Consider the following 23,373-nt stretch of genomic DNA (forward strand, 5'->3'; position numbering starts at 1 on the left):
GCTCCATTTCTCTTATTTTTCTGCGAGAACCTTATAGCCTAATTTTTCGATACTCCCCTTGATAACTTCTGAAGAAGTTATGGATTCATTAAAGCTCACCTTGACCTTTGAAGAGTTGAACATGACCTCGGAGGTATGGATACCGCTGAGCTTCTTGAGCATCCCTTCGATTTTTGCGATGCAGCTGGGGCATGTTACTGTTTCTAATTGATAAGTTTTGGTTGTCATTTTCAACGGCCTCCTGATTTGAATGGATTTCCTTTCATGGCTTTAGTGTAAGTGATATTTCGAAGCGTTACTTTGACGGAGGTCAAAAACTGCAAAGTATATGCTGGAGAAAATAGCAAAGAGCATCGATCAAGCGATCGACGCTCTGTAAACAACGATTTACTAATAATATGCCTTGCAAATTCAGCAGATTAGCGAACCCTCCAGGTCAGAATACCGGCATTCATGCTGCGACACGCATCCATGGCGGCTTCCGGAGTCTGGTATTGCTCTCCCCAAGCTACAAGATAGCGAAATTCGTAAAATCCGCCCAAGGTCGCTGCGAAGTTGGTCTCCCAATAATTATTCATCGGCCAGGCATATAAATGAGCGGGGTCTTGCTGCAGCTTGGTGTCGCCGTGGAGCAGGCGAAACTGATGATTCAATGAACCGAGTTGAATGAGCGGCGTATCCGGCATGGCTATCGCGGTGCCATGATCAGCCGATACATAAGCAGCACCCTCGCCTACGCAATAGTAATCCGCCAAGCTGCCTGTCAATTGGTCTTTGCGCGGACGAGTCAGGGCATTCATTTTATCGATCCATAGCTCCTCGGTTTTACTTACAGCTGGACTTCCAAAAGGCAGAGAGATATATAAGTTCTCCGGATCCCAGATGCTATCCTTGTGGATACGAGCCGCGACATCCACCCGAGGATGCTGGGCGTAAGCTGTAACAAGCAGCGAATAATGAGAGCAGCCGGCTACCTCGAAGGTTAATTCCACGGTGCCGTACACATCGCCTTCGGAGATGACTTCGGCTTTCGTGAGTACTCCCGTTGAAGTAACAGCATCAGAGCCTTTGCGATTACGCCCCATTTTGCGCCGCACCTCGTACTGATCCTCGACCTTGGCTGCCCGGGTTACATCATATACGGGTGTAAAGGCGTGGTGATGGCGATCCTGACGCAGCATTTCCTTGTCCATGCGTTTATCGATCCAGGAGGTAATGCCATCTCCTTTGGTCCATGTGATGTGGACAAACGGGGTGTCTATATAGGTCGAGGTCACCTTGAATGCCCGTACATCACTCGTCACATCGAGATCCATCATTCGGTCAGCTCCAACATAGTCGTTGCGGTAGGCGGTTCTGAATTTACTGGATGGAACGGCCTGAATATGGACGGTTTTTTCCTCCCCGGGCTGAAGGGTAACGGGAATGCTTATAATGACGCCACGCGAGGCGAGCCGGAGCTGTGAAGGGTACAATTCGCCAGTGTCTACATCTCGCACCTCAAATCCATCTTTAATCAAGCTGTAGTGCCAGCTCTCCATTATAAGCTGGGCAAAATCCTCCTGAACGAAGTCGAAGGGATTGAATAGCTTGAATTTCATCGGTCGATGTGGAGATAGAAGTGCCTCTCCCTTATGCTCCAGAATGTCATAGAGCGCGCGATGTGCCGCAGCGCTCGCATTTGCCGCAAAGGCTTCTTTGCGCACGCCTAATTCCTGAACAAATGGATTCCACGGCTCGGTGACCGAGGAATGGTATCCCCACGTATGCTCTGCAAACAAGGCAAGTTGATATTCGATATCCCTCATGGTATCCGGGGATACGGTCTGGCAATGGGGATCTAATCTCTTCACCTTGTGATACGCACGTACAGCTTCGCGGTAGACCTGCACATGCTTTGGCGTTGAACCTACGCCATCCGTCCACCAATCCGGCCAATCGCCGCGATGGACCGGGATATCCTCGGGATGGTTTGCCGCATGTTCCCGGACTTCCGTGAAGAATTCCTCTAAAGTCGACGATACGATCATGATCTGTTCCCCATGCTTGGCGTTCCACTGCTGGATGAACTCCATGACTTGTGGATTAGGTGAGCCATTGTCCGTCGGCAAGCCGGAGAACATGACCGGAGCGAAGCGGAACGCATAGCCATCCTGCTCCAAGCGTTGAATATAACGCTGGATTCGCGTCTCTGCGATCTCGAAGGTCACGCCTTGGCTGGTGTCGAGTTCATCCTTGATGGTATAGGAGCCGCCGATGCCCGGGACCAATCCGAGATCATTGCCGAACATATAGTGCTCGCCATTCCAGGTTAACAGTCGTTCGCCGCTGGGCATTTCCCACCAGAAGGGCTGCTGCTTCTTCCATAGGGGGTACATGGAATGGTGCGTATGAATACAGGTCATCAGGTTTTGAATGCCGGCATCGAGCAGGACCTGGCCATATCCCCAGCCAAAGCCGGTAATATCGGCTGTCATGGCGGATGTAACCGGAGCCTCAATAGACTTCCCATAGCTTTGAATGCGTCCGATCATTGACTCTAGCAGCTCCTTGTCCATCAATTCGCTCATATTGAGGTAGGTTCCGGAGAGACCGATCTCACCGTGGCGAACTGCCGCTGCAAATTCCGCCTTTTCTTGCTCGCTTGCTCTCTTCATAAAGGATTCAACCGGCCAAAATGTCTCACATACCCATTTAAAGCCTGCCCATTCCGGGTGGCGACCTGAACGAATTTCACGTAAAATTTGCAGGGCCTGACGTATGAAATTTACATGGTATTGCTGGATTTTCTCTTGGCGTTCCGTATACCCGATATCCGTATGAGAATGATGTATGGCGTAAATTTTCCACGGTTTTTGACTTGGCATGTAGATCTCTCCTTTAAAGTTTGTGACAAAAGCGGAACATATGTGAAATACCCAGGAAAGTGTTTTCTAGCATCCGTTCTGAGGTGTGTATTTGAATGCGATGCTGATCGGCGAAGCTTTGCAGGGCCCCGCTGAATAAATGAAAGCTTTTGGAGAGCTGTCCTCCAAATACGAGAAGATCGGGTTGATAGGCCTGAATGTACGGAATAAGCATATCAGCCAGGCGATGGCCAAACTCCATAAAAACCTCTTGGGATAAACGATCACCGGCTATAGCATCTTCAGCCAGCTCCTTCACATCGAGATCAGGCTTCATCACCCCCAGACTGCGGGCGAGCTGGAGGATTCCCCGCTTGGAGAAAGCATCATCCACGATTCCATCACGGTAAGGTTGATTGTACAGCCAGCCGTTGGCCGGAATGCCCTGGGAATGATCCATGATGGTGGATTTGTCGATATAAGCAGAGCCCAGTCCGGTGCCTAAAGTTAGCGCCATGAAGCGAGCCTGCGGATAATTCGTGCTAAAGCCTAACGCAAATAATCTGGCATCATTCTCAAACCTGATCTCTGCCGATTGAAGCGGTCGCGCCCAGGAGCCTTGTTCTTGTGCCAGCCGCTCATATAAGGCCTCTTTTACATGATATCCGTAAAGCGATTCGAATTTATCCAATCCCTGAACGTAGCAAATGCCTTGCTTATAATCAAAGGGGCCGGGAAAGGCCAAACCGATCCGCCAATGACCGTCTTGTTCTATGAATTGCGAATGGTAAAAATCCGCCTGGTATTTAAAAATATGAATCAATTGCTCGATAATCGTCTCCTGGTCTTGGTCTGCCAACGAGGGAAATTCCTTCTGGCTAGCGGTTATAGGGACATGGTTCAGCAGGATGCAGCTTTTGATATAGCTTCCCCCTACATCAAGCGCAATAACGATGTTACGCTTCAATGAGACTCACATCCCAGGTCTGGGATACGCCTGCTTTAATCAGTTTGCATGGCCCATTGCCAAGATTAACGATTCGGTAAGCTCCGAAGTGGGCAGGCAGAATATAGGATTCAGCATATTTCAACTCAACCTGCACAGATTCATCCGCGCATGATATGATCCGTACCTGTTCGCCCTCGACGAGATTGTACATCACCATTTCAGCGTTCGTATGATCCTCCCATGTATCATGCAAATGCACTCGATGGACATAAAACAGTAAATCAGCATGCTGACCTAATAAATACTCCTCGTTACCGTTCTGCGACCGCAGCAGGGTTGGGGATGGAATAAGATGCTCCTCAACCCAGTTCGTCTTCTTGAAGAAGTCGATATTCTCAAACGCATGATCGATATTGATGGGGCGTGGTTTTCCGTCCAGGCCCTGACGCAGATAATCATAGATTTTGAAGGTGAACCACCATGTAGTAGATGAGATTTCAAGCACTAGATTATCTTTCCCCGAGGCGTGTACTGTTCCAGTTGGGATAAGGAAGAGATCGCCCTTCTTCGCAGGATAAGAGTTAACATAATCCGTGATCTCCATCGGGATTCCAGTCTCTTGAGCGGTTTGGACAGCGGTATAGAAGCCCTCTTTGGTACAGGACTCCGTCAGCCCCAGGTACACCTCGGAGCTGCCCTTATTCTCCATAATATAATAGGACTCCTGCTGCGCCATGAACTCGTTGAACTGGTTACGGATATATTCCTGCTTCGGATGAACCTGACAGGACAAATTACTGCCATCCATCGTATCCAGATAGTCAAAGCGAATCGGAAAATAATCGCCAAATAGCTTAACGAGCCGTTCTCCGAGAATCGAGGCATGTTCATAGTGCATGATCAGGAGAAAGGGAACTTCGATCTGCTTGCCTTCATATTCCATGATGATAGAGTTCTCCGGAGCGATCGGTTCAAAGCTCCACGCGCAGTTGACCCAATCTGCGGGCAGATCGGCGATTTTTTTGAGGTACTGACCACCCCAAACCCCTGGCGCAAAAAACGGCTTCACACGCATAGGCGCCTGAGCGATACTGGAGATCATTTGACGCAGCGTACAGGTTGTTGTCATCACGGGAGCCTCAGGTTGATTCATATCGATATAGTAGTGGACAGCGTTCAAAATCTGCTTGCGATAGGTTTCAAAAATAGGCCATTCCACAAACAGCGCTATTTTGTACTTCTCTGTGTCATCTTCGTTCTTATCGAATCCGAAATTCACCAGCTGCTGCTTGTACTCGATTTGCTGATGCTCTCGTGAGATATCCAGGAAGTAGGCAATGTCGAAATTACCGTCGCCCAGCCAATAAGCACCAGGACCATAGTTGATGACACAAAGCGTTCTGGAAGAATGAGCGGCTGTTCTCGCATCATGTAGGGTACTGATGGCCTCCTGCTTGGCGTTGGGCCGAAAATAATCTTCAATCGTCCCTTCTGTGAAATAGCCGAAGGCGCGGTTATCCGTAATATTTTGCTGAAAATGCTGACGCAGGACCTCACTTGTCTTGATAAAGCGGCTTGTATCCAAGACAAGAGTGGAGTAGCCCTGTTGCTCAAGCGCTTCGATCATGCTGTGCAGAACCGGCTGGAACTGGGCTCCATGAGTTCCATCAAGAGCGATGTGAATGAGGTCAGGCCGAGCCTGCTCGGCCAGAGAGATCAATGGGGCGGATATCGCTTCATATCCTTGCTGCAAGCCAGCCTTAGCATAAGGTATCGCCGAATCAGGCTGGATCGGATAAGAACGAACGGGGTTGACAGGCCTTTTCTGAAACATTCAAGCCACACTCCTATACAAATGATTAGCTTCATTGTAAGGAGAATTAAGACGTAAATCTTTAGAAACTGGCCCCTGTTTTTTGTACAATTCGGACATTGCGAGTGAGAGCGAGTGAGAGGATATGTGGTTGACCGACCGCCGTCATGCAGCGAAGCACCGCGCGCTGGGAGCTGCGCGCGGTGTGGAAAACCGAGTCAGGTCTGCTTTCTATTTTGCCGTCCATCCGTAAATTGAGCTTTTCGGAACTTGGCCGGGGCAACGCCCAGCTTTCTTGTAAATACACGGGTAAAATAATGGACCGATTCAAACCCGGCGCGTTCAGCGATATCCTTGATAGCTAAGTCACTATTAAGCAGCCATTCTTTGGCCTTTTGTACCCTTCGTTCCTGCACATAATGCACAAAGGTTTGGCCTAGCTGGGTGCGGAACAGCCTGGATAAGTGCCGCGAGGAAATACCAAGCTCTTGAGAGACCTGCTCCATTCGTAAAGGTGAAGAGAGATTATCCTCTATATAAAGCTTGGCTCGTCTCCACTGACGATGCTCTTCGGTGTCCTCATTTAGAGCATCGTCATTTATATTCGGCGCGGAAGAGAGTCCATGCAGAAAGGATAGAAATAGCGAGAGGACAAGGTGCTGCAGCATGTCTCCAGGGATAGGCCGTGTACTCCCGATCAGGTCTAGAATCGTCTGCCAAATCTGCGCTGTGATCTGAGCGTCTTCCGGGCTGGCGATAATCTTGCCATGGTGAGCTATGCTGCGGAAGCCTCTTGTATAAGCTTCAGAGGTCTGCGATTCATCGACTTCAAAAGCTACAAAAAACAAAGCAAGGCCCTGTTCACTGCGAATTTGATGCCATACCCCGGGCTTAGAACAGAATAAAGTTCCAGTCTGCAATGGATAATCGACACCGTTGTCTGTGTACTCGCCGGCGCCCTCCAACACGTAGCAAATTTCAAAAAAGGAGTGCCGGTGCAGAGAGTTGTTGTAATGAAGAGGCATGAAGCCCCAATAGTAAATTTTGAAGCCTGCCTGATTCCCGCTAATTCGTGAGATATGTTGGTTAAGAAGGGAGTTCGCTCTTCTGAAGGCTTCATAAGACATGGGTACCCTCCGATTAGACATAAAGTATTATTTTTGATTCTAGCAAATATATTCCGACTTCACCAAGGCAGACTCAAATCAGGTTATTATGAGCCTGCATAATTAGCACTTATGAAGCCAATTTCGGGGTGCGAATTTACCTTGATGCCGGGAAGCAATGAAGGTATGTTATATATTGTATTGCCCCCGATTGAAACTTTTTGCCTGGAACTGCTGTATTATATGGAAGATGTACTTCTAGGAAGGGAGCGGTAATTGGTGGGGATTTTTTCAAGATTGAAGAATATGACGAGAGCCAATGTAAACTCTTGGAGAGATCAATCGGATGATCCTGGAAAGTCGATGGACGAGTATATGCGCAGCTTAAACAGCGATCTGGGGAAAGTGAAAGCAGAGACGGCTTCTTTGCTCGCGGAGGAGCGAAGGGCAAAGAACGCGCTGGACGAGTGCTGTGCCGAAATCATAAAAATGCAGCGATATGCAGATAAATCGGTAGAAGCAGGCAATGAGGCTGAATCGCGGAAGTTTCTGGAGCAAGCAGGGAAGCTTGGCGAGAGGCTAAATGACCTGCAGAATGCCTACAATCTGGCTGCTTCAAAGGCGGCCAGCATGAAGCAGGTTCAGGATAGACTGATAGCGGATCTGGCAGCGCTGGAGCAGAGACGAATCGAACTGAAGGGAAAGCTGGCTGAAACCAGACTCCAACAGGAATTGAGTTCTGACGGTCTATCCTCCGGTCAGGCCTCGTTCCGGGACATTGAAGAGCGGATGACACGGGCGATCCATGAGGCGGAAGCGCTGGCCGAGCTTCGGAAGGATGATCCGAATAACAAGTAATCTTGTTTTTGGTTATTTTAATGTGATTGAGGTGAGCAGATGAACGTAATTGAGTACAAGTGTCCGAATTGCGGCGGCGGTATGGTCTTTGATTCGGAGAAAGGAACACTGACCTGCCATAGCTGCGGCAGACAGGATAATATCGAGCAGAGCCAGGATCCTCTTGGCCAGCAGACAATCCAGGCAGGAGAAGTGCAGGAATACCATTGCACAAGCTGCGGTGCGGTCATTATTGCAGATGTGGACACAGCGGCTACGACGTGTAATTTCTGTGGCTCCGCTGTCGTTCTTGGCGATCGCTTGAGCGGGAGGCTCGCCCCCTCGTTAGTGATTCCCTTCTCGATCAGTAAGGAGCAGGCGACGCAGGCTTTCAAGAAATGGTGCAGAAATGGCCTGCTGACCCCAAGCGGATTTATGGCCGCCAATCGGATCAAAGGGATGACAGGAGTGTATGTCCCCTTCTGGTTGTATGAATTACATAACAAGGTGGATGCCCATGGACATGCGACGAAGGTGCGGACGTATACCATGGGGGATTACCGCTACACGGAAACGAAGCATTTTGATATCTATCGGGGGCTGCGTCTGAACTATTTACGCGTACCGATCGATGCCTCGAAGAAGATGGATGATAAGCTGATGGATCGCCTGGAGCCCTTTCCCTATGAACAACTTAAGAGCTTCAAGACTCCTTATTTGGCCGGCTATGCAGCGGAGAAGTACAGCTATACCGAGACGGATCTGCTGCCACGGGCTAAGGATAAGATCAGGCAGTATATCGAAGAGTCAATCTCTTCATCCGTATCGGGATATACGACCTTCCATTTTACCGATAGGCAGATTGATACGAAAATGAGGAATGCAGAGTACTGTATGGTGCCGGTCTGGATGTTCCAATACGACTTTAACCGCAAGAGCTACACCTTCGCGATGAATGGCCAGACAGGCAAAGTGGTAGGCAAGCCCCCGCTTAGCATGGGGAAGGTGGCAGCATGGTTTGCCGGTGTTACCAGCTTTTCCTTCCTGGCACTTAAGCTTATCTCTTGGGCGATGGGGGGAGGGTTTCTATGAAGAAACGTGGTGGTGCATTACTAGGTTTAGCGGCCGTTCTGCTGCTTCTGGTCGGATATCTGTTTGGCACGGCTCCACTTGCTGCAGCTGAAGAGACGAAAAAATTAATCTTCGATAAAGCGAATCTGCTTACAGAGGATGAATATCTTAAGCTGAATAAGCTGGCTAATGAATTAGGAGCCAAAAGAGACACGGACATTATAATTATTACCACCCATAATGATCAGAACCTGGATGTCGTAGCGATTACGGAAAAGTTCTATGATACTCAGGCACCGGGGTACGATAAGCCGCATGGCAATGCGGTCCTTCTAACACTGGATATGAGGAATCGCGAGGTGTATCTGGCCGGATTCTATAAAGCAAAGGATTATTTGGGCGATGATAGACTAGATAAGATCCGCGGCAAGATAACACCGGATTTCTCCGAGGGCGATTATGGGCAAGGATTCGAGAAATATATCAGAACGTCCTATAAATATTTAGGCTTCAAGCCCGGGGTGAACCCGGACAATATTATGTTTAATATTTGGTTCCAATTGGCCCTGGCCTTGGCGATTGGAGCCATAGTAGTTGGTACTATGGCTGCTCGTACTGGCGGACGTGTCACGGTGAGCCGGCAAACCTATGAGGATGGCAGTACGTCAGGGATCGTGGGTAAGGAGGATCGGTACATTCGGACAACGGTCACGAAGCAAAAGATCGAGAAAAGCTCCGGCAGCTCCAGCAGTTCCGGTGGAGGCGGCGGTGGCGGAATTACCGGCGGGGGACACTCGCACAGCGGCAGCAGAGGCTCGTTCTGAATATCAGGAGAGCTCAAAATGCCCGCTGAATTCACTGAAGCGCCATATCGAAAGTACATGCTATGGCTACGGTGCGGATAGACCGGTTTATTAAACAAAAACGATAAGAGATTTTGGGAGGGGATTTAGATGGGATTTTTTAAGAATCAATTTGCCAACGTTGTAGAATGGGAAGAGTTCCGTGATGATATGATCTTCTGGAAGTGGAGCAACCGGGAGATCAAGAAGGGCAGTAAGCTGATTATCCGTGCAGGTCAGGACGCTATTTTTATGAATGGCGGCAAGATCGAGGGGATTTTCCAGGAAGACGGAGAGTATAACATCGAATCCGAGATCATTCCGTTCTTATCTACGCTAAAAGGCTTCAAGTTTGGCTTTAACAGCGGTATGAGGGTGGAAGTCCTCTTCGTGAACACGAAGGAATTTACTGTGAGATGGGGGACCCAGAATCCGATTCTGATCCCGACTGCGCAGCTTCCAGGCGGTATGCCGATTCGTGCGAACGGTACGTTCAATTTTAAAGTCAATGATTATGTGACGCTGATCGATCGAATCGCCGGAATGAAGGAGAGCTACCTTGTTGAGGATGTCAAGATCCGCATCACTTCCATACTGGATCAGCTATTAATGAAGTGGATCAGTCGCGAAGGCAAGGACATGTTCAATCTGCAGGCTAATGCCTCCGACATCGCCAAGGGGATTCGCGAGGATCTGGATATGGAAGTTATGGCGAATGGTATGACAATCACAGGCTTCCAGGTGATGAGCTTCAATTATCCGCAAGAAATTCAGGATATGATCACGAAGACGGCATCCCATGAAATGATCGGCAACTTGCAGAAATATCAGCAAGTCAGCATCACCGATGCCATGGCCTCCGGTAAATTGCAGGGCGGTGGCGCAGCTTCGGATATGGCCGGGATGATGATGGGAATGAACATGGCGAATGAAATGATGAAAAATATGAATCAAGGTACAAATCAAGGTGCGAATCCGCAGTCAGCCGCCGGGAGCCCATCCCAGCAGCCCGTCAACACCCCTTCGGCTCCACAAGCAGGCGGCGCTAAACCGAACTTCTGTCCAAACTGCGGCGCGAAGAACGAAGGTGCTAATTTCTGTCCGAATTGCGGTCAAAAGCTGGGCTAATTAGAGGATAGTATATATAGAAGGTATAGAAGATAATCTGACGAAAAAAGTTTACCGCAGAGCGTGCATAGCTGACCGAGCTTGCATCCTGCGGTTTTTCATTGAGGTTTGTCTGGGGGATGACGTAAGACGTAAGTAGGATCGTGGATTGCCTTAGATTCCAGTAACCTTTCTCGATTCCTTTATCCGCTGCTGCCGGAAAGCGTGTGAGTACAATAAGGACATAGTGAAGAACATAGAAGGACCACTCGTTACCTCCATCGAAGAGCACCTTTATGTGGACATGCGGCCGTTTGCTCCTTATTCCGTCTTCTAACGAAACACCATATCGCTATTAGGGCCAAAACAGACGTGAATAAAATCTAACGAAACACCATATCGTTATTCGGACAAAAAAAGGGGTAAAAGCTGCTTATTTGGCTCAATAACGATATCCTGTTTCGTTAAAATTCCAAGCGGGCCGATTTGGTGCAAATAACGATACCACGTTTCGTTAGAGATCGTTATGCTCAGTGCTCAATTAGAACACACATTAGTGAACGCTGAAGCGGCGTGCTATGGAATAACGGATGTTTTGCGAATAGTGAAAAGGAGCCGCAGGTCTGCGGCTCCTTTTTGATTCATGGCAAGTAGAACACTTGCTTCAGGTTTTTCGTCACAGGGCTGTTGTCGGGATTGGACTTCATAATGGGGGCCATATAAGCCCACCATTTTTTGCAGATGTCTGTCTCTGCGATTTTATTGAAATCGGCTTGACTCTCAACCTCCAGATAAGCGAACAGGGTATCGGACTCCTGATCGAGGAAGATCGAGTAGTTGGAAGCGCCGTGTTCCTTCAGGGCCTGCTTCATGTCCGACCATAGCTGATTATGGCGTTTGTGATATTCAAATTGATTCCCCGGAAGTAAATACATGATGCATGCGATTCTTTCCATGACGGATGATGTCCTCCTCTCGGTGCGATTTCTCGTTGAACGGGTAAAGATCCAGAGCCAAGCAGCCGGAGCGTTCAACTTCTATATTTAATGACTCTATCGCTTCAGAAGTACCCCTTCTTCGTAAGCTTGTGCTTTCTTGAACCACTCCAGACCTACAGGTACGCCATTAATTTCACAAAAATGGTTCCATATATCGCCATAAGGGAAATCCTTCAATTCCTCAGTGATGACCATTCGTGCGGTGAAGTCGTTCGCCAGTTCCAGCTTCTTCAGTTCTTCGGTTGGCTCCAGGAAGGCCCTTAGCAGAGCCTTCTGCGTGTTGCGCGTGCCGACTACCCAGGCCGCTACACGGTTGATCGTGGCATCGAAGAAATCGAGTCCGATATGGGTAACCTTCAGCAGATCGTTGCGCACCAGCTCACGCCCGATCTCAATTAGCTCGTCATCCATCAATACGACATGGTCGCTATCCCAGCGAACCGGACGGCTGACATGCAGCATAATTCCCTTGCTGAACAGCGCCAGTGAAGAGAGCTTATTGGAGATAACCTCCGTCGGATGGAAGTGTCCGGCATCCAGACAGATCAGCTTATTACGCGTAATACCGTAGCCCATATAAAATTCATGCGATCCGACTGTATAAGCTTCGGCACCGATACCAAACAGCTTGCTTTCGACCGATTCCTGCGTATAGGCTTCATCCAGCTTCTCGGCAAATATTTCGTCCAGAGCATCCATCAGGCGTTGACGCGGCGCCAGGCGGTCGATCGGATTATCCTTCATCCCATCGGGAACCCAGAAATTGTTGATGCTTGTCTGGCCAAGCTCTTTACCGAAATACGCAGCGATCTTACGGGTACGTTTGCCGTGCTCCACCCAGAAATCGCGAACGCTTTTGTCCGGGGAGGCTAGGGTGTAGTTATCTTTAAACATCGGATGAGAAAAGAATGTTGGGTTGAAGTCGAGCCCCAGCCCTTGCTTCTTCGCCCAATCAACCCAAGTTGCAAAATGCTTGGGCTCCAGCTCATTCAGGTCCACTTTCTCGGAGGTATCCCTATAGATCGCATGCAGGTTCACTTTGTGCTTGCCTGGAATGAGGGAGAAGGCTTGCTCCAGGTCGGCGCGCAGCTCCTCCGCTGTTCTGGCTGCGCCGGGATAATGACCGGTGGCCATAATACCGCCCGTCAAATCGCCGCGGGGGTTCATGAAGCCCTTCACATCATCCCCCTGCCAACAATGTACTGAAATCTTAACCTTTTGCAGCTTCTCCAGCGCTTGGTCCGTGTCGACTCCGATGGCTGCATAACGTTCCTTCGCTGCTTGATAACATGCTTCAACTTGACTCATCAATATGGCCTCCCATTTATTTATTGCTGATGATCTCGTTATAGGTTTTTAGGATAAGGGATGTATCCCCTTGTTGTGGTGGGTACTCTTCGATGGCACAAGAATTCCGAATCAGCTCACGCGCTTCCCGCACATTCCCCAGCTCATGGTCAGCAATCATTTGCACGCATAGGTTTCCGATTGCTGTCGCTTCGGAAGGGCCGGCGTAGACCGTGATCCCTGCCAGATTGGCGGTCCATTGGTTAAGCATCGCCACATGGCTGCCGCCGCCAACGATGTAGAGCGAATCGATTTCACGCCCGGTCATTCGCTTCATTTGTTCCAGCTCCTTGGCATAACGCAGCGCCAGACTGCCGTACACACATTGGGCCAATTCACCGATTGACCCGGGAATCTCCTGGCCCGTCTCGCGGCAGTAGTCCTGAATCTCGGTGATCATATGACCCGGATGGTTGAAGCGCGGATCATTAACGTCAATCAACTGCCTGAAGGGCGGATATTGGCTGGCCTGGTCGGCCATTTCCGCGAAGCTGTATTTGTAATCCGTATTTCTGGCGATCTCCTGCACCATCCATAACCCCATAATGTTCTTCAGGAAGCGATAGGTGCCGTATGCGCCCCATTCATTGGTATAGTTCTCTGCAAAAGCTATCGGCCCACACACGGGCTCGGGCAGCTCCATTCCAATCAACGACCAGGTGCCGCTGCTCAGGAAGGCCCAGTTCTTGCCCAGAGCTGGGGTTCCAACTACCGCAGAGGCGGTATCATGAGTAGCCACTGTAATTACATGGCAAGCAGGGATATCGTACCTCTCATGCCATTTTGATTGGAGCTCCCCCAGATAGGTGCCTGCATCGGTAAGCTCCGCAAATTGATTGCGATCTATTTTTAGAAAATTCAATAACTCCCGATCGAAGTTCTGTTCGCGTAAATTCAGCATTTGCATGGTGGAAGCATTGGTCGCCTCAGCAACTCTTCTGCCGGTCAGCACGTAGCCGATATAATCGGGGATGAGCAGAATTTGCTCCGCTTGCCTGATGCGTTCCGGCTCCTCTGCATACAACTGGTACAACGTGTTGAGCTCAAGAAATTGGATGCCGGTTCTCTCGTAAATATCTTGCTTCGGTATTTTTGCGGTCAGCTCGGTGATTTTGCCGGCGGTGCGGCGGTCCCGATAGCTGATCGGGTCGGCCAGCTTCTCGTTATTCGGCCCAACAAGCACGTAATCCACCGCCCAGGTATCGATGCCTAACGTGCATTCTGTGAGGCCTTCTTGCCGCAGCTTCTCTAATCCGGTGAAGATCTCGCCAATAAGTCCGTCGATATCCCAGCGCTCATGCCCGTCGCGAAGGGAGAAGCTATTCTTGAAGCGATGCACCTCGCGAACCCGCAGCTTGCCTTCCACCACGTTGCCAAGCATAAGCCGTCCGCTGGAAGCGCCGATATCCACTGCAAGGTAGCTCTTCATGTCAATCCCGTCCCCTCTTGGTAAAGCGGTTCTTTTGACCCGTTGTCCACTCATGTGCCAGGATCGCCGCAGCGTAATAACGCATTTCACGTTTATTAAAGTGATTACCACCAATATATGTTTGGGAAATTGCGTTTACAATGACGGGAGATTATGATAAAAGTATCAAATTTACAGGTTGTGATCGGGATGGATGAGGCGATCAGGAGACAGATCTACCAGATCAACAGCATAGAGAGACAGCAGAAAGGAACCGGCCAGTTCATTATGGACTACCCGCACAACTCGTTCTCCAAAGAAGATGGCCATATGAATTTGCTGAATGAGTATTTTTTCAGGAACAAGGATATTTATGTTAGCCGGCATAATCGTTTTGCCGATTACCCTCTTCACTCGCATCAATTTCTGGAGCTGAACTATATGCTGCAGGGGAATTGCTGTCAGATCATTGAGGGTAAGGAGGAACTGCTGCAGGAGGGCGAATTGCTGCTGCTTGATACAAGCTCCAGTCATTCGATTCAGGCGCTGGGGGAGGATGATATTCTTATCAACATTTTGTTCCGTGATCAGAATATCAATCTGGAATGGCTTACGGGAATCAAGAAGAAGAATAGTCTGGTCTTTGATTTCCTGTTGCGATCAGCGGTTGATGGCAATCCGATGAAGAAATATATTATTTTCAAGAGTGCGAGTATTCCGCATATCCGGCGAATCCTGGAACAAATCATCACCGAATATTTCCGGGATGAGGAGTTTTCTACCAGGATTATCACGCTGTACCTGCCTATTCTTTTCACCGAGCTGGTTCGCAAGTGCGACACATATCTGTCTGATGAGGTCCAGAGCATCTATTCAGAGACCCATAACGTAGCGCTTAACACGCTGCAGCTCATCGAACAGGAATATCGCGATATTACGTTGAGCACGGCGGCACAAAAGCTGGGCTATAACAAAAATTACTTGAGCAATATCATCAAGAAGAAGACGGGCTCCACCTTTACGGAATTAGTGAATAAGCAAAAGATTCTGGCCGCCAACCTGCTCATAGAATCAACTCAAATGCCGGTGAATGACATCATCGAACAGGTGGGCTTTCAGAATAAAACACACTTCTATGTTTTATATAAGAGGGAATATCGAATGCTTCCGCTGCAGAAGCGAGCTGGCGTCTGAGCTGCAGCAATCGGTCACGAGGTCGTACATTTTTTTATAAGTTGATGACCACAATCGCCAGCACACCAAGCGAGATGCCGATCCGGCCCAGGCGGCTGAGCTTCTCGCGGAAGATAAGCACCGAGCATAGGGTAATCGACACGATCATGCTTCCTTGCACGAGCGGGAACAAATAGGAGCTGGGGACCACTCCGGCCAAATAGGTGAGGATTAGATTGCCCATTAGCGAGGTAGCTGCCAGCAGTAGGAGCGGCAATATATTTTGATACAGCAGAGCGCTTTCCCGGGATAGGGAGAGGCGTTCTTTTTTATTCCCCCTAACGGCCAGTACTGTATAAGTCAATGTATAAAACAGACAGGCAAATAAGAAGCCAACCAGCATCAGCCCCTTGGACTCGGTGCCCTCCATTCTGAATTGATGGAACCGCTGAATAACCGCTAACATGCCGTTGCTCAAGAAGGTTAACAGGCAGTACAATTTCCACCTTGATCGACTCCCATTCCTCACTGGATCTGCATGGCCCCTTGGCTCGCTATTATCGGGATTTTTATTAATGAAATAAAAGGCGGCCAGGAACAGCAGCACCGCCACGACGACGGTAAGCTTCAGCGCTTCGCCAAAAGCAGCTATGCCGGTGAGCGCCGGGATAATCATGCTTGCCGAAAAGTAGAAGGCCGTGTAAGAGAGCGGCCCTGTGCTGATCGCCAGATTATAGAAAATGATCGTCAGCGTGAAGCAAAGGCCAAACAAGCTTCCTAACACCCACGTATTAACACTAATTTGCCGAATATCGGGCTGAACGAGACTGAACAACAGCAATCCCGCAGATGCGATTAGTGTAAACCCGGCATTGATCAGTAATCTGTCTCGTAAATGCTGTGCCCTGATCAGCTTCATCGACAGCGTCTGCCCTGCGAACAGCAGAATGGCGACAATAATAAGCAGAATGTTCAACTCCAGCCCCCCCAGCAACAATCTCACAGTAATCAGCAAGCCGGGGATTGCTCTTGACGTAACGAACTATCCACAGCCCGGCTTACACAGTAAGGACAGTATATGCGGAGGGTCTCTGTTCGTAAACGATCATCATTTAAGCTGGGCATTCATTTTTTAAGATTATAAATTTTGAGTGTCGGAATTAAATAACGGCGATTTACGGATGGGTAGGCTCCTCTTATGATTAGGGCAGGTTATCGTCGACGGATAGCAGCCTCATTCATTTACAACAGGAGGGGAACAATTTGTTAATAGCCAAGAAGCAGCGGGCTCCTGCGGGTGCAACCCATACAAGAACGGCAGCGGGCAGGAATTATAAATGGCTGATGGTGAAACGCAACAAGGCGTTATACTTATTTATACTACCGGCATTTTTGTACTTTTTTATATTTGCTTATATTCCAATGTACGGCGTGCAGATCGCGTTCAAGGATTTTATCGCTACGAAGGGCTTTGGAGGCAGTCCGTGGGCCGATCCCCTATTGAAGCACTTTATAACCTTCTTTAGCTCGGTGCGGTTCGGTGAAATCTTCTGGAATACCATCCGGATCTCCCTGTATTATTTGCTTATCAGCTTTCCGGCTCCGATTATACTGGCGCTGATGATCAACGAGGTTCGCGGTACCCGGTTCAAGAAGCTGGTGCAGAATATTACTTATATGCCCTACTTCATCTCCACCGTTGTTCTGGTAGGCATGATCGATCTGTTCTTCTCCAACTCGGGGCTGGTCAACCAACTGACAGGATTATTTGGCCTCGAACCGGTATTATTTCTGCAAAAGGAAGCGTTATTCGATCATATGTATGTATGGTCAGGCGTATGGCAGGCGACAGGGTACGGTTCGGTCATCTATTTTGCGGCGCTGGCCGGAGTATCGCCCGAGCTGCATGAGGCAGCTACGATCGATGGAGCGACACGCCTCCAGCGGGTCATCCACGTCAATATTCCGGCGATCATGCCGACGATCATTATTATGCTGATTATCAGTGTCGGCGGGATTATGAACCTGAGCTTCGAGAAGGTGCTGCTGATGCAGAAGGATATCAATATCGCCAGCTCGGAGGTCATTTCCACCTATGTGTACAAGCTGGGGATTCAGAAGGCGCAATACAGCTTATCGTCCGCGGTCGGCCTGTTCAACAACCTCATCAATCTGGCTCTGCTCATCATGGTTAATAGAATCGCCCGCAAAGTCGGCGAGACCTCATTGTGGTAAGGAGGAGTTTTTGTGCAAGTACAAGAGACGAAGGCCGATAAGCTTTTTAATACAACGAACATGGTTATCCTGGTTGCTATTTTGCTGCTCACGCTGTATCCGTTATGGTTTATTGTAAGCGCTTCGATTAGTAATCCGGACCTGGTCAATTCCGGCAAAATGCTGCTATGGCCCAAGGATATTTCCTTCGCCGGCTATAAGAGCATTTTCCATGATAACAGCATACTCAGAGGATACTTCAACACGATTCTCTATACGGCTGGCGGAACGGCAATCAATGTTATGGTGACCGTGCTGGCGGGGTATGCGCTATCGCGCAAGGATTTTGTAGGGGGCAAATTTTTTACCATTATGTTCCTCATCACGATGTTCTTCTCCGGCGGACTTATTCCGACGTTTATGACGGTGAAGAGCGTAGGGTTATACAACTCACCCTGGGTGATGGTCATTCTGGGGGCTACATCCATGACTAACATCATTATTACAAGGACTTTCTTTCAGACAACGATCCCGACGGAGGTTCAGGAGGCGGCGCAGATTGACGGCTGCTCCAACATTCGCTTGTTCCTGCAGGTCGTGCTCCCGCTATCCTCGGCCATCGTGGCCGTTATGGCCTTGTTCAGCGCCGTCGCTCACTGGAACGGCTACTTCACCGCTCTGATCTACATTCGGGATGAGCAGTGGCAGCCGCTGCAGATTGTGCTGCGTGAGACGCTGCTGAAGAGTCAATTCAACGCCAATCTGCTGCAGCAGGGCGGCGATACGGCAGGATTGCTGCAGGAGGAGCTGCGGGCGGCGGAGCAGATCAAGTATGCCCTGATCGTCATTGCGTCTTTGCCGGTGATGGCGATGTACCCTTTTGTCCAGAAGTATTTTGTCAAAGGGGTCACGCTTGGATCGGTCAAGGGCTGACAATATAAACCTAAATAAAGGAGGAGCAAGGGAATGAAAAGAGGGGTAAAAGCAAGAAGCTTCGCAGGGTTTATGGTTCTGATTCTGATGTTCGCCTCAATGATGGGCTGTTCTGCATCATCCAACTCGAATTCGGGTACAGGGACGAAGAATAATTCCTCGGCCTCGAACAACGAAGGGCCGGCGGGTGCAGGGCCGGATTATATGAATCCGGTTGGCGAATATCCGATTACAAAGGACCGAATTACGTTGACGGTGATGGGCAAGAAGGACCCGGGCGGCACCGAATGGAGCGAGCTGGAGATCTTCAAACGGTTGGCGGAGAAGACCAACATTGATCTGAAGTTCGAGCTGGCTGAGGGCGACACCTTTAATGAGAAGAAGAATATCGCGCTGGTTGGCGGGGAATATGCCGACATTATCCTGAGGGGCGCGGAGAAGACCGATGAAGAGACCTATGGCCCACAGGGGATTTTCCTTGACCTAACCGATCTGATCGATAAGTATGCGCCGAATATTAAGGCGCTGCTTGCTAAGGAGCCGTCTGTCCGAGCTGCTGTAACTTCGATGGATGGGAAAATCTACGGTCTGCCTTACTACTTCAAGACGGCGACTACACAGGGGCATCTTAGCTTTTTTGATGAGCAGTGGATGAAGAATGTCGGTATCGAGACTCCTCCAACGACGACGGATGAGCTCTATACGATGCTGAAGGCGTTCAAGGAGCAGGATGCGAACGGCAACGGCGATCCGAATGACGAGATTCCGTTCTCCGGCGTTGGCCTGATCGCCATGCAGAACCTGCTGATTCCTGCGTTTACCGGAATGACCGGCGGCATCGGCTTTGATGTTAACGATGCGGGCGAAGTTGTCTATGTGCCGGCGATGCCTGAGTATAAGGAGTTTCTGGCTTACGCCAACAAGCTGTATAAAGAGGGCCTGATCGACCGGGAGTTCTCCACTCAAACCTCACAGCAGTGGCAAGCCAAGGTGAAGGGCGGATTGGTGGGCGTATACAACGCTTCTCCAACCCTGCTTGACCCTGAGACAACCAAAACGGAGCAGCTTAGCCTGGTTCCGCTCACCTCTCCGACGAATGATAAGCGGGTTGTGAAGACGCCGGATAATCTATACACCAGCCGTGCTGTTATTACGGATAAATGCAAATATCCGGAGGCTGCGATCCGGCTGCTCGATATGTTCTACGCGACAGAGGAGAACGCGGTAGACGGCTTCTATGGCAATACAGTCTTCCTGGGTTATGAAGGCGAGCATTGGAAATATACAGACGACAGCAAGGCCCAATATGAATGGATTCCACCGATTACGGGCTTCGGGGATATTAACAAATCGGTCTCCGTCAATATGGAGCTGCCTGGGCTGCTGGATTTCATGGCTATCCCGGCGAACTACCCTCTCATGGAGATGAAGGTAAATCAGGTCAACCAGAATCAGGTTCCGTATTACCGGGATGCGTATCCGGTGAATGCCCGCTACACAACGAAGGAATCGGAGAGAGGAAATGTCATTGAGAACGATCTGTTCTCATATGTCAATCTGATGACGACGAAGTTCATTATTGGCGAGGAGAGCCTGGATAACTTCAACAACTATATTGGGACACTGGACAAAATGGGGCTGCCGGAGCTGATGGAAATTAAAACGGCGGCGCTGCAAAGATGGAATGAAGCGATAAAATAACGTTGCCTTCTATCGGGCGAACGGAGGGATACTTGTGATCTATCATATCGATTCGATTGATGAGTTAATGGCTCTGCCGATGGAGGGGCTGCAGAACGGCGATACCGCCGTTCTGTCCTGCTTGCCTGAGCACGTGGGGTCAGGGGGAATCGCTGCAAGGCTGGAGTGGCAGCCGGATTGTACGCTAAGCCATAACGGCGGCACGGTGATCGCGCCTGAGGACATGCGGCGTGCTGACGAAGCCGGGCTTGCGGGACAGGGGGCCGCCAGGATCCCCGGCGTGTCTCCAGGTGAGGTGAGCGCCCCGTTGCCTCCTGGAAGATGGCGGCTGCTGCATGGCGGCGTAGGCGATTTTCGCTACTTTGGTATCTTTGGCCCCGAGCGGCCTGCAGATCAGGCGCTTGAGGCGATGGTGAACGATCCGGAGATCAAGCGGATTGAGGGCTATACGGATCTGCGCTTTACGAAGCGGCACAAATTTCACCGCAGCGGGCTGGAGCTGGACTTCAACAACTGCACGGTTACTGCGGATGGCATCGAGCCCGCACAGCCTAATGATCCTTTTGGCGCTATTATGCATTTCTGCGGCAGACTTACCGGGAGCACACAGCAGTTAACACTGACCGAACCGCTGCGGGAGCTGGAGGATATCTTCGAGGTTGCGGACAGCAGCGCCTTCCGGCTATACGAATGGTGGGTGGTGACGGTAAATCCTTTGGCCGGCAAGGAAGAAAAGGAGATCGACAAGCTGCTGATGGTGACGGAGATTATCGATGCGACACATGTCCGGTTTAACTATAAAATGGGCTGGGAGCTTGCTGAAGGACGCCTGCTTACTTATCAGAAAGCCCAGCCTGTGCGCCAGATCCATGTGCGCAATATGGTGTTCTGGGGAAATGCTGGAGGCGAGCAGCAAGGCGCCCAGCCCTTAGCCTTCGAGTATGCGGTGGAATGCAACGCCTCCGGGCTTAAGGCTTATCATACCTATTGGCCTGTCATTATGCGCAGGCACAATACCCATTATGTGACCGAGGGCTGCACGCTTGTTAATCCCGTGGAGGTGATCGTAGGCGGCACGGGTTATTTAACGCAGCAAATTCATTGTTTGTATGGCAAGGTACGTGACTGTACGACCAGCAATGCGCGCCATCTGAACGACTTTACTGGCAGCGCCTATTGTATGGTCGAGAACTGCCACGGCGACGGCGACTATCATGGCGCCTTTGTCACGCACGGCCAGTTCGAGCACGATTTGACCTATATCGGAAATTCCGGCCTGATTTCCTTTGCCAACAGCGGGCCAACCTGGGGGGAGAGCGCCAGAAGGATTGCTGTGAAGCGGCACTCCGGCTGCTGGATGATTGCCCGCTCCAAGGTCTCTGACCTGACGCTCGAGGATGTGCACATCGTGAAGACGAAGAATTATCCCCAGTGCGGTACGATGCTGATTAATACCGATGGCGTGCAAATCCGCGGCTGCACCGCCGATAAGCTGATTTTTACGCAGCGGAGTTCGCGTTCCCGGCGTCCAAATGTCGTACAGGACTGTGCCTTCGCGGACGGGATCGAAATTGCGCGCGAAGGGGCCCAGGCAGTAACGAACAAAATTAGGGTTCGGGATGAATTATAGAGCAGCGCAACTTCATGCTTGTTAAATAGGAATCAATCATTTCAGGACTTGAGGAGAGGGTTGCATCATGGCAAAAATTACGTTGGCTCTGGTTGGAGCAGGTGAACGGGGGCAGTTCTCTTATGCTCCTTACGCCAGAACACATGAATATGAGCTTGAATTTGTGGCGGTGGCCGATCCCAATGCGGGCAGACGTGCGTCCTTCCAGAAGGAATATCATATTAAGGATGAGATGGCGTTCGCCTCAGGCGAGCAGCTCTTGGCCCAACCGAAGCTGGCGGATGCGGTGCTGATCTGCACGCAGGATAACCAGCATTTCGATTACGCCTGTCAGGCGATTCGCAAGGGTTATATCCTTATGCTGGAGAAGCCGATATCTCCGAAATTGCAGGAATGCCTGGAGCTGCAGAGAATGGCGGAGCAATACGGGACGACGGTGGTGGTATGCCATGTGCTGCGCTATACGAAATTTTACCGCAAAATGAAGGAGCTGATCGACAGCCGGATCATCGGCGACATCGTCTCCGTGACCCATGCGGAGAACGTGGCCTATTGGCATTATGCGCATAGCTATGTACGAGGCAATTGGCATGTGACGGCCAACTCTTCGCCGATGATTCTGGCCAAATGCTGCCATGACATGGACATCCTCGCTTGGCTGCTGGATTCAAAATGCAGCGCCGTATCCTCCTTCGGCGATCTGAAGTATTTCAAGAAGGAGAACGCGCCCGAAGGCTCGCCGGAGCGTTGTACCGACGGATGCAGTCATAGCGGCACCTGCCCGTATTATGCGCCTGACATTTATCTGACTGAAGATACCAGCTGGCCGACCTCCTGTCTTGGCTCGGATATGAGCTACGAAGCGAGGAAGCGGGCCTTGGTGGAAGGGCCTTATGGCAAATGCGTATTCCATAATGATAATGATGTAGTTGATCACCAGGTTGCGACCCTGCTATTCGATAACGGCGTAACCGTTGCCTTCACCATGTGCGCCTTCACGAACGATTGCGACAGGACGATGAAATTCATGGGAACGAAGGGGGAGATCCGGGCTTCGATGGAGAAGAACGTGATCGAGGTTACGGAATTTGCCACCGGTACAACGAATGAATACAGGATCAATCCGGGCAGCGCCAAGCACAGCGGCGGAGACGAAGGCATCATGGAGGAGCTGGTCGCAATGATTAAGGGGGAGAGGAATAACACCAACCTGATCGAGCAATCGGTTCACAGCCATGTGATGGCCTTTGCTGTTGAGGAGTCGCGCCTGACCGGGAGAATCGTACAGATCGCTGATTTCGAGAAACGGGTGATGAACGCCCAACCAGTGAGTGTGTAGCTATGTTTATTCCGGAAACATAAAGGATCGCCATTTCTACACTTGACATGTAGAGATGG

The 23,373-nt window shown here is 50.1% G+C and carries 19 protein-coding genes; 10 read left to right on the forward strand and 9 right to left on the reverse strand.

The features are described 5' to 3' along the window. Positions 1-12 precede the first annotated feature (12 nt). The 5 genes from DMN77_RS00830 to DMN77_RS00850 form a co-directional block, all read right to left on the reverse strand. Positions 13-228 carry a heavy-metal-associated domain-containing protein gene (locus tag DMN77_RS00830; RefSeq protein WP_068779294.1) on the reverse strand — a complete coding sequence of 72 codons (216 nt, stop codon included), beginning with the start codon at positions 226-228 and terminating at the stop codon, positions 13-15. 191 nt (positions 229-419) lie between these two features. Further along, entirely contained in the window at positions 420-2,867 is a 2,448-nt protein-coding gene (locus tag DMN77_RS00835) for a glycoside hydrolase family 38 N-terminal domain-containing protein (RefSeq protein ID WP_179013101.1), read from the reverse strand. Between the two features lie 13 nt (positions 2,868-2,880). Further along, positions 2,881-3,813, reverse strand: coding sequence for an ROK family protein (locus tag DMN77_RS00840; RefSeq protein ID WP_068779296.1), 933 nt, complete (start codon positions 3,811-3,813; stop codon positions 2,881-2,883). Further along, entirely contained in the window at positions 3,803-5,629 is a 1,827-nt protein-coding gene (locus DMN77_RS00845; protein ID WP_179013103.1) for a class I mannose-6-phosphate isomerase, read from the reverse strand. The genes DMN77_RS00840 and DMN77_RS00845 overlap by 11 nt, the downstream gene beginning before the upstream one ends. Positions 5,630-5,826: 197 nt before the next feature. After that, on the reverse strand, positions 5,827-6,735 hold the full coding sequence (locus DMN77_RS00850; RefSeq protein WP_179013104.1) for an AraC family transcriptional regulator: 909 nt from the start codon (positions 6,733-6,735) through the stop codon (positions 5,827-5,829). A 258-nt stretch (positions 6,736-6,993) separates the two neighbouring features. Between DMN77_RS00850 and DMN77_RS00855 the strand changes: the two genes are divergently transcribed. The 4 genes from DMN77_RS00855 (at position 6,994) to DMN77_RS00870 (ending at position 10,592) form a co-directional block, all read left to right on the forward strand. Beyond that, the gene (locus DMN77_RS00855) at positions 6,994-7,572 is read left to right on the forward strand and encodes a PspA/IM30 family protein (RefSeq protein ID WP_082789987.1); all 579 of its coding nucleotides are present in this window, start codon (positions 6,994-6,996) and stop codon (positions 7,570-7,572) included. 39 nt (positions 7,573-7,611) lie between these two features. Continuing rightward, positions 7,612-8,643, forward strand: coding sequence for a primosomal protein N' (locus tag DMN77_RS00860; RefSeq protein WP_179013106.1), 1,032 nt, complete (start codon positions 7,612-7,614; stop codon positions 8,641-8,643). After that, positions 8,640-9,446 carry a TPM domain-containing protein gene (locus DMN77_RS00865; protein ID WP_179013107.1) on the forward strand — a complete coding sequence of 269 codons (807 nt, stop codon included), beginning with the start codon at positions 8,640-8,642 and terminating at the stop codon, positions 9,444-9,446. Before DMN77_RS00860 ends, DMN77_RS00865 begins: the two co-directional genes overlap by 4 nt. A 129-nt stretch (positions 9,447-9,575) precedes the next feature. Then, on the forward strand, positions 9,576-10,592 hold the full coding sequence (locus DMN77_RS00870) for an SPFH domain-containing protein (protein WP_179013109.1): 1,017 nt from the start codon (positions 9,576-9,578) through the stop codon (positions 10,590-10,592). A 620-nt stretch (positions 10,593-11,212) separates the two neighbouring features. On the opposite strand, the gene rhaM is transcribed toward DMN77_RS00870, so the two are convergent. The 3 genes from rhaM to rhaB form a co-directional block, all read right to left on the reverse strand. Next, entirely contained in the window at positions 11,213-11,527 is a 315-nt protein-coding gene (gene rhaM / locus DMN77_RS00875; protein WP_179013110.1) for an L-rhamnose mutarotase, read from the reverse strand. Positions 11,528-11,623: 96 nt separating this feature from the next. Then, positions 11,624-12,877 (reverse strand): L-rhamnose isomerase, encoded by a 1,254-nt coding sequence (gene rhaA, locus DMN77_RS00880; protein ID WP_179013112.1) that lies wholly within the window; start codon positions 12,875-12,877, stop codon positions 11,624-11,626. 16 nt (positions 12,878-12,893) lie between these two features. Beyond that, the gene (gene rhaB, locus DMN77_RS00885) at positions 12,894-14,345 is read right to left on the reverse strand and encodes a rhamnulokinase (RefSeq protein WP_179013114.1); all 1,452 of its coding nucleotides are present in this window, start codon (positions 14,343-14,345) and stop codon (positions 12,894-12,896) included. Between the two features lie 189 nt (positions 14,346-14,534). On the opposite strand from rhaB, the gene DMN77_RS00890 reads away from it, so the two are divergent. Continuing rightward, positions 14,535-15,518 carry an AraC family transcriptional regulator gene (locus DMN77_RS00890; RefSeq protein WP_179013289.1) on the forward strand — a complete coding sequence of 328 codons (984 nt, stop codon included), beginning with the start codon at positions 14,535-14,537 and terminating at the stop codon, positions 15,516-15,518. A 34-nt stretch (positions 15,519-15,552) separates the two neighbouring features. Here the strand turns inward: DMN77_RS00890 and DMN77_RS00895 are convergent, their stop codons facing one another. After that, on the reverse strand, positions 15,553-16,473 hold the full coding sequence (locus DMN77_RS00895) for an EamA family transporter (protein ID WP_179013115.1): 921 nt from the start codon (positions 16,471-16,473) through the stop codon (positions 15,553-15,555). 293 nt (positions 16,474-16,766) lie between these two features. On the opposite strand from DMN77_RS00895, the gene DMN77_RS00900 reads away from it, so the two are divergent. From DMN77_RS00900 to DMN77_RS00920, 5 genes are all read left to right on the forward strand, one after another. Further along, entirely contained in the window at positions 16,767-17,732 is a 966-nt protein-coding gene (locus DMN77_RS00900) for an ABC transporter permease (protein ID WP_068779472.1), read from the forward strand. A gap of 12 nt (positions 17,733-17,744) precedes the next feature. Next, entirely contained in the window at positions 17,745-18,644 is a 900-nt protein-coding gene (locus tag DMN77_RS00905; protein WP_372775143.1) for a carbohydrate ABC transporter permease, read from the forward strand. A 33-nt stretch (positions 18,645-18,677) separates the two neighbouring features. Next, positions 18,678-20,345: an extracellular solute-binding protein gene (locus DMN77_RS00910; protein WP_218652812.1), complete on the forward strand. Its 1,668-nt coding sequence runs from the start codon at positions 18,678-18,680 to the stop codon at positions 20,343-20,345. Positions 20,346-20,379: 34 nt separating this feature from the next. After that, positions 20,380-21,975 carry a hypothetical protein gene (locus tag DMN77_RS00915; protein WP_179013117.1) on the forward strand — a complete coding sequence of 532 codons (1,596 nt, stop codon included), beginning with the start codon at positions 20,380-20,382 and terminating at the stop codon, positions 21,973-21,975. A 67-nt stretch (positions 21,976-22,042) separates the two neighbouring features. Next, positions 22,043-23,314, forward strand: a complete 1,272-nt coding sequence (locus DMN77_RS00920) for a Gfo/Idh/MocA family protein (RefSeq protein WP_068779306.1) — start codon at positions 22,043-22,045, stop codon at positions 23,312-23,314. Positions 23,315-23,373: the final 59 nt, after the last annotated feature.

Source organism: Paenibacillus sp. 79R4, assembly GCF_013393165.1.
Taxonomy (GTDB): domain Bacteria; phylum Bacillota; class Bacilli; order Paenibacillales; family Paenibacillaceae; genus Fontibacillus.

What these genes read in the sequence shown, in the direction of transcription:
- DMN77_RS00830 (WP_068779294.1), bottom strand. Translation starts at nt 228, where the DNA reads ATGACAACCAAAACTTATCAATTAGAAACAGTAACATGCCCCAGCTGC.
- DMN77_RS00835 (WP_179013101.1), bottom strand. Translation starts at nt 2,867, where the DNA reads ATGCCAAGTCAAAAACCGTGGAAAATTTACGCCATACATCATTCTCAT.
- DMN77_RS00845 (WP_179013103.1), bottom strand. Translation starts at nt 5,629, where the DNA reads ATGTTTCAGAAAAGGCCTGTCAACCCCGTTCGTTCTTATCCGATCCAG.
- DMN77_RS00850 (WP_179013104.1), bottom strand. Translation starts at nt 6,735, where the DNA reads ATGTCTTATGAAGCCTTCAGAAGAGCGAACTCCCTTCTTAACCAACAT.
- DMN77_RS00860 (WP_179013106.1), top strand. Translation starts at nt 7,612, where the DNA reads ATGAACGTAATTGAGTACAAGTGTCCGAATTGCGGCGGCGGTATGGTC.
- DMN77_RS00865 (WP_179013107.1), top strand. Translation starts at nt 8,640, where the DNA reads ATGAAGAAACGTGGTGGTGCATTACTAGGTTTAGCGGCCGTTCTGCTG.
- DMN77_RS00870 (WP_179013109.1), top strand. Translation starts at nt 9,576, where the DNA reads ATGGGATTTTTTAAGAATCAATTTGCCAACGTTGTAGAATGGGAAGAG.
- rhaM (WP_179013110.1), bottom strand. Translation starts at nt 11,527, where the DNA reads ATGGAAAGAATCGCATGCATCATGTATTTACTTCCGGGGAATCAATTT.
- rhaA (WP_179013112.1), bottom strand. Translation starts at nt 12,877, where the DNA reads ATGAGTCAAGTTGAAGCATGTTATCAAGCAGCGAAGGAACGTTATGCA.
- rhaB (WP_179013114.1), bottom strand. Translation starts at nt 14,345, where the DNA reads ATGAAGAGCTACCTTGCAGTGGATATCGGCGCTTCCAGCGGACGGCTT.
- DMN77_RS00890 (WP_179013289.1), top strand. Translation starts at nt 14,535, where the DNA reads ATGGATGAGGCGATCAGGAGACAGATCTACCAGATCAACAGCATAGAG.
- DMN77_RS00910 (WP_218652812.1), top strand. Translation starts at nt 18,678, where the DNA reads ATGAAAAGAGGGGTAAAAGCAAGAAGCTTCGCAGGGTTTATGGTTCTG.
- DMN77_RS00920 (WP_068779306.1), top strand. Translation starts at nt 22,043, where the DNA reads ATGGCAAAAATTACGTTGGCTCTGGTTGGAGCAGGTGAACGGGGGCAG.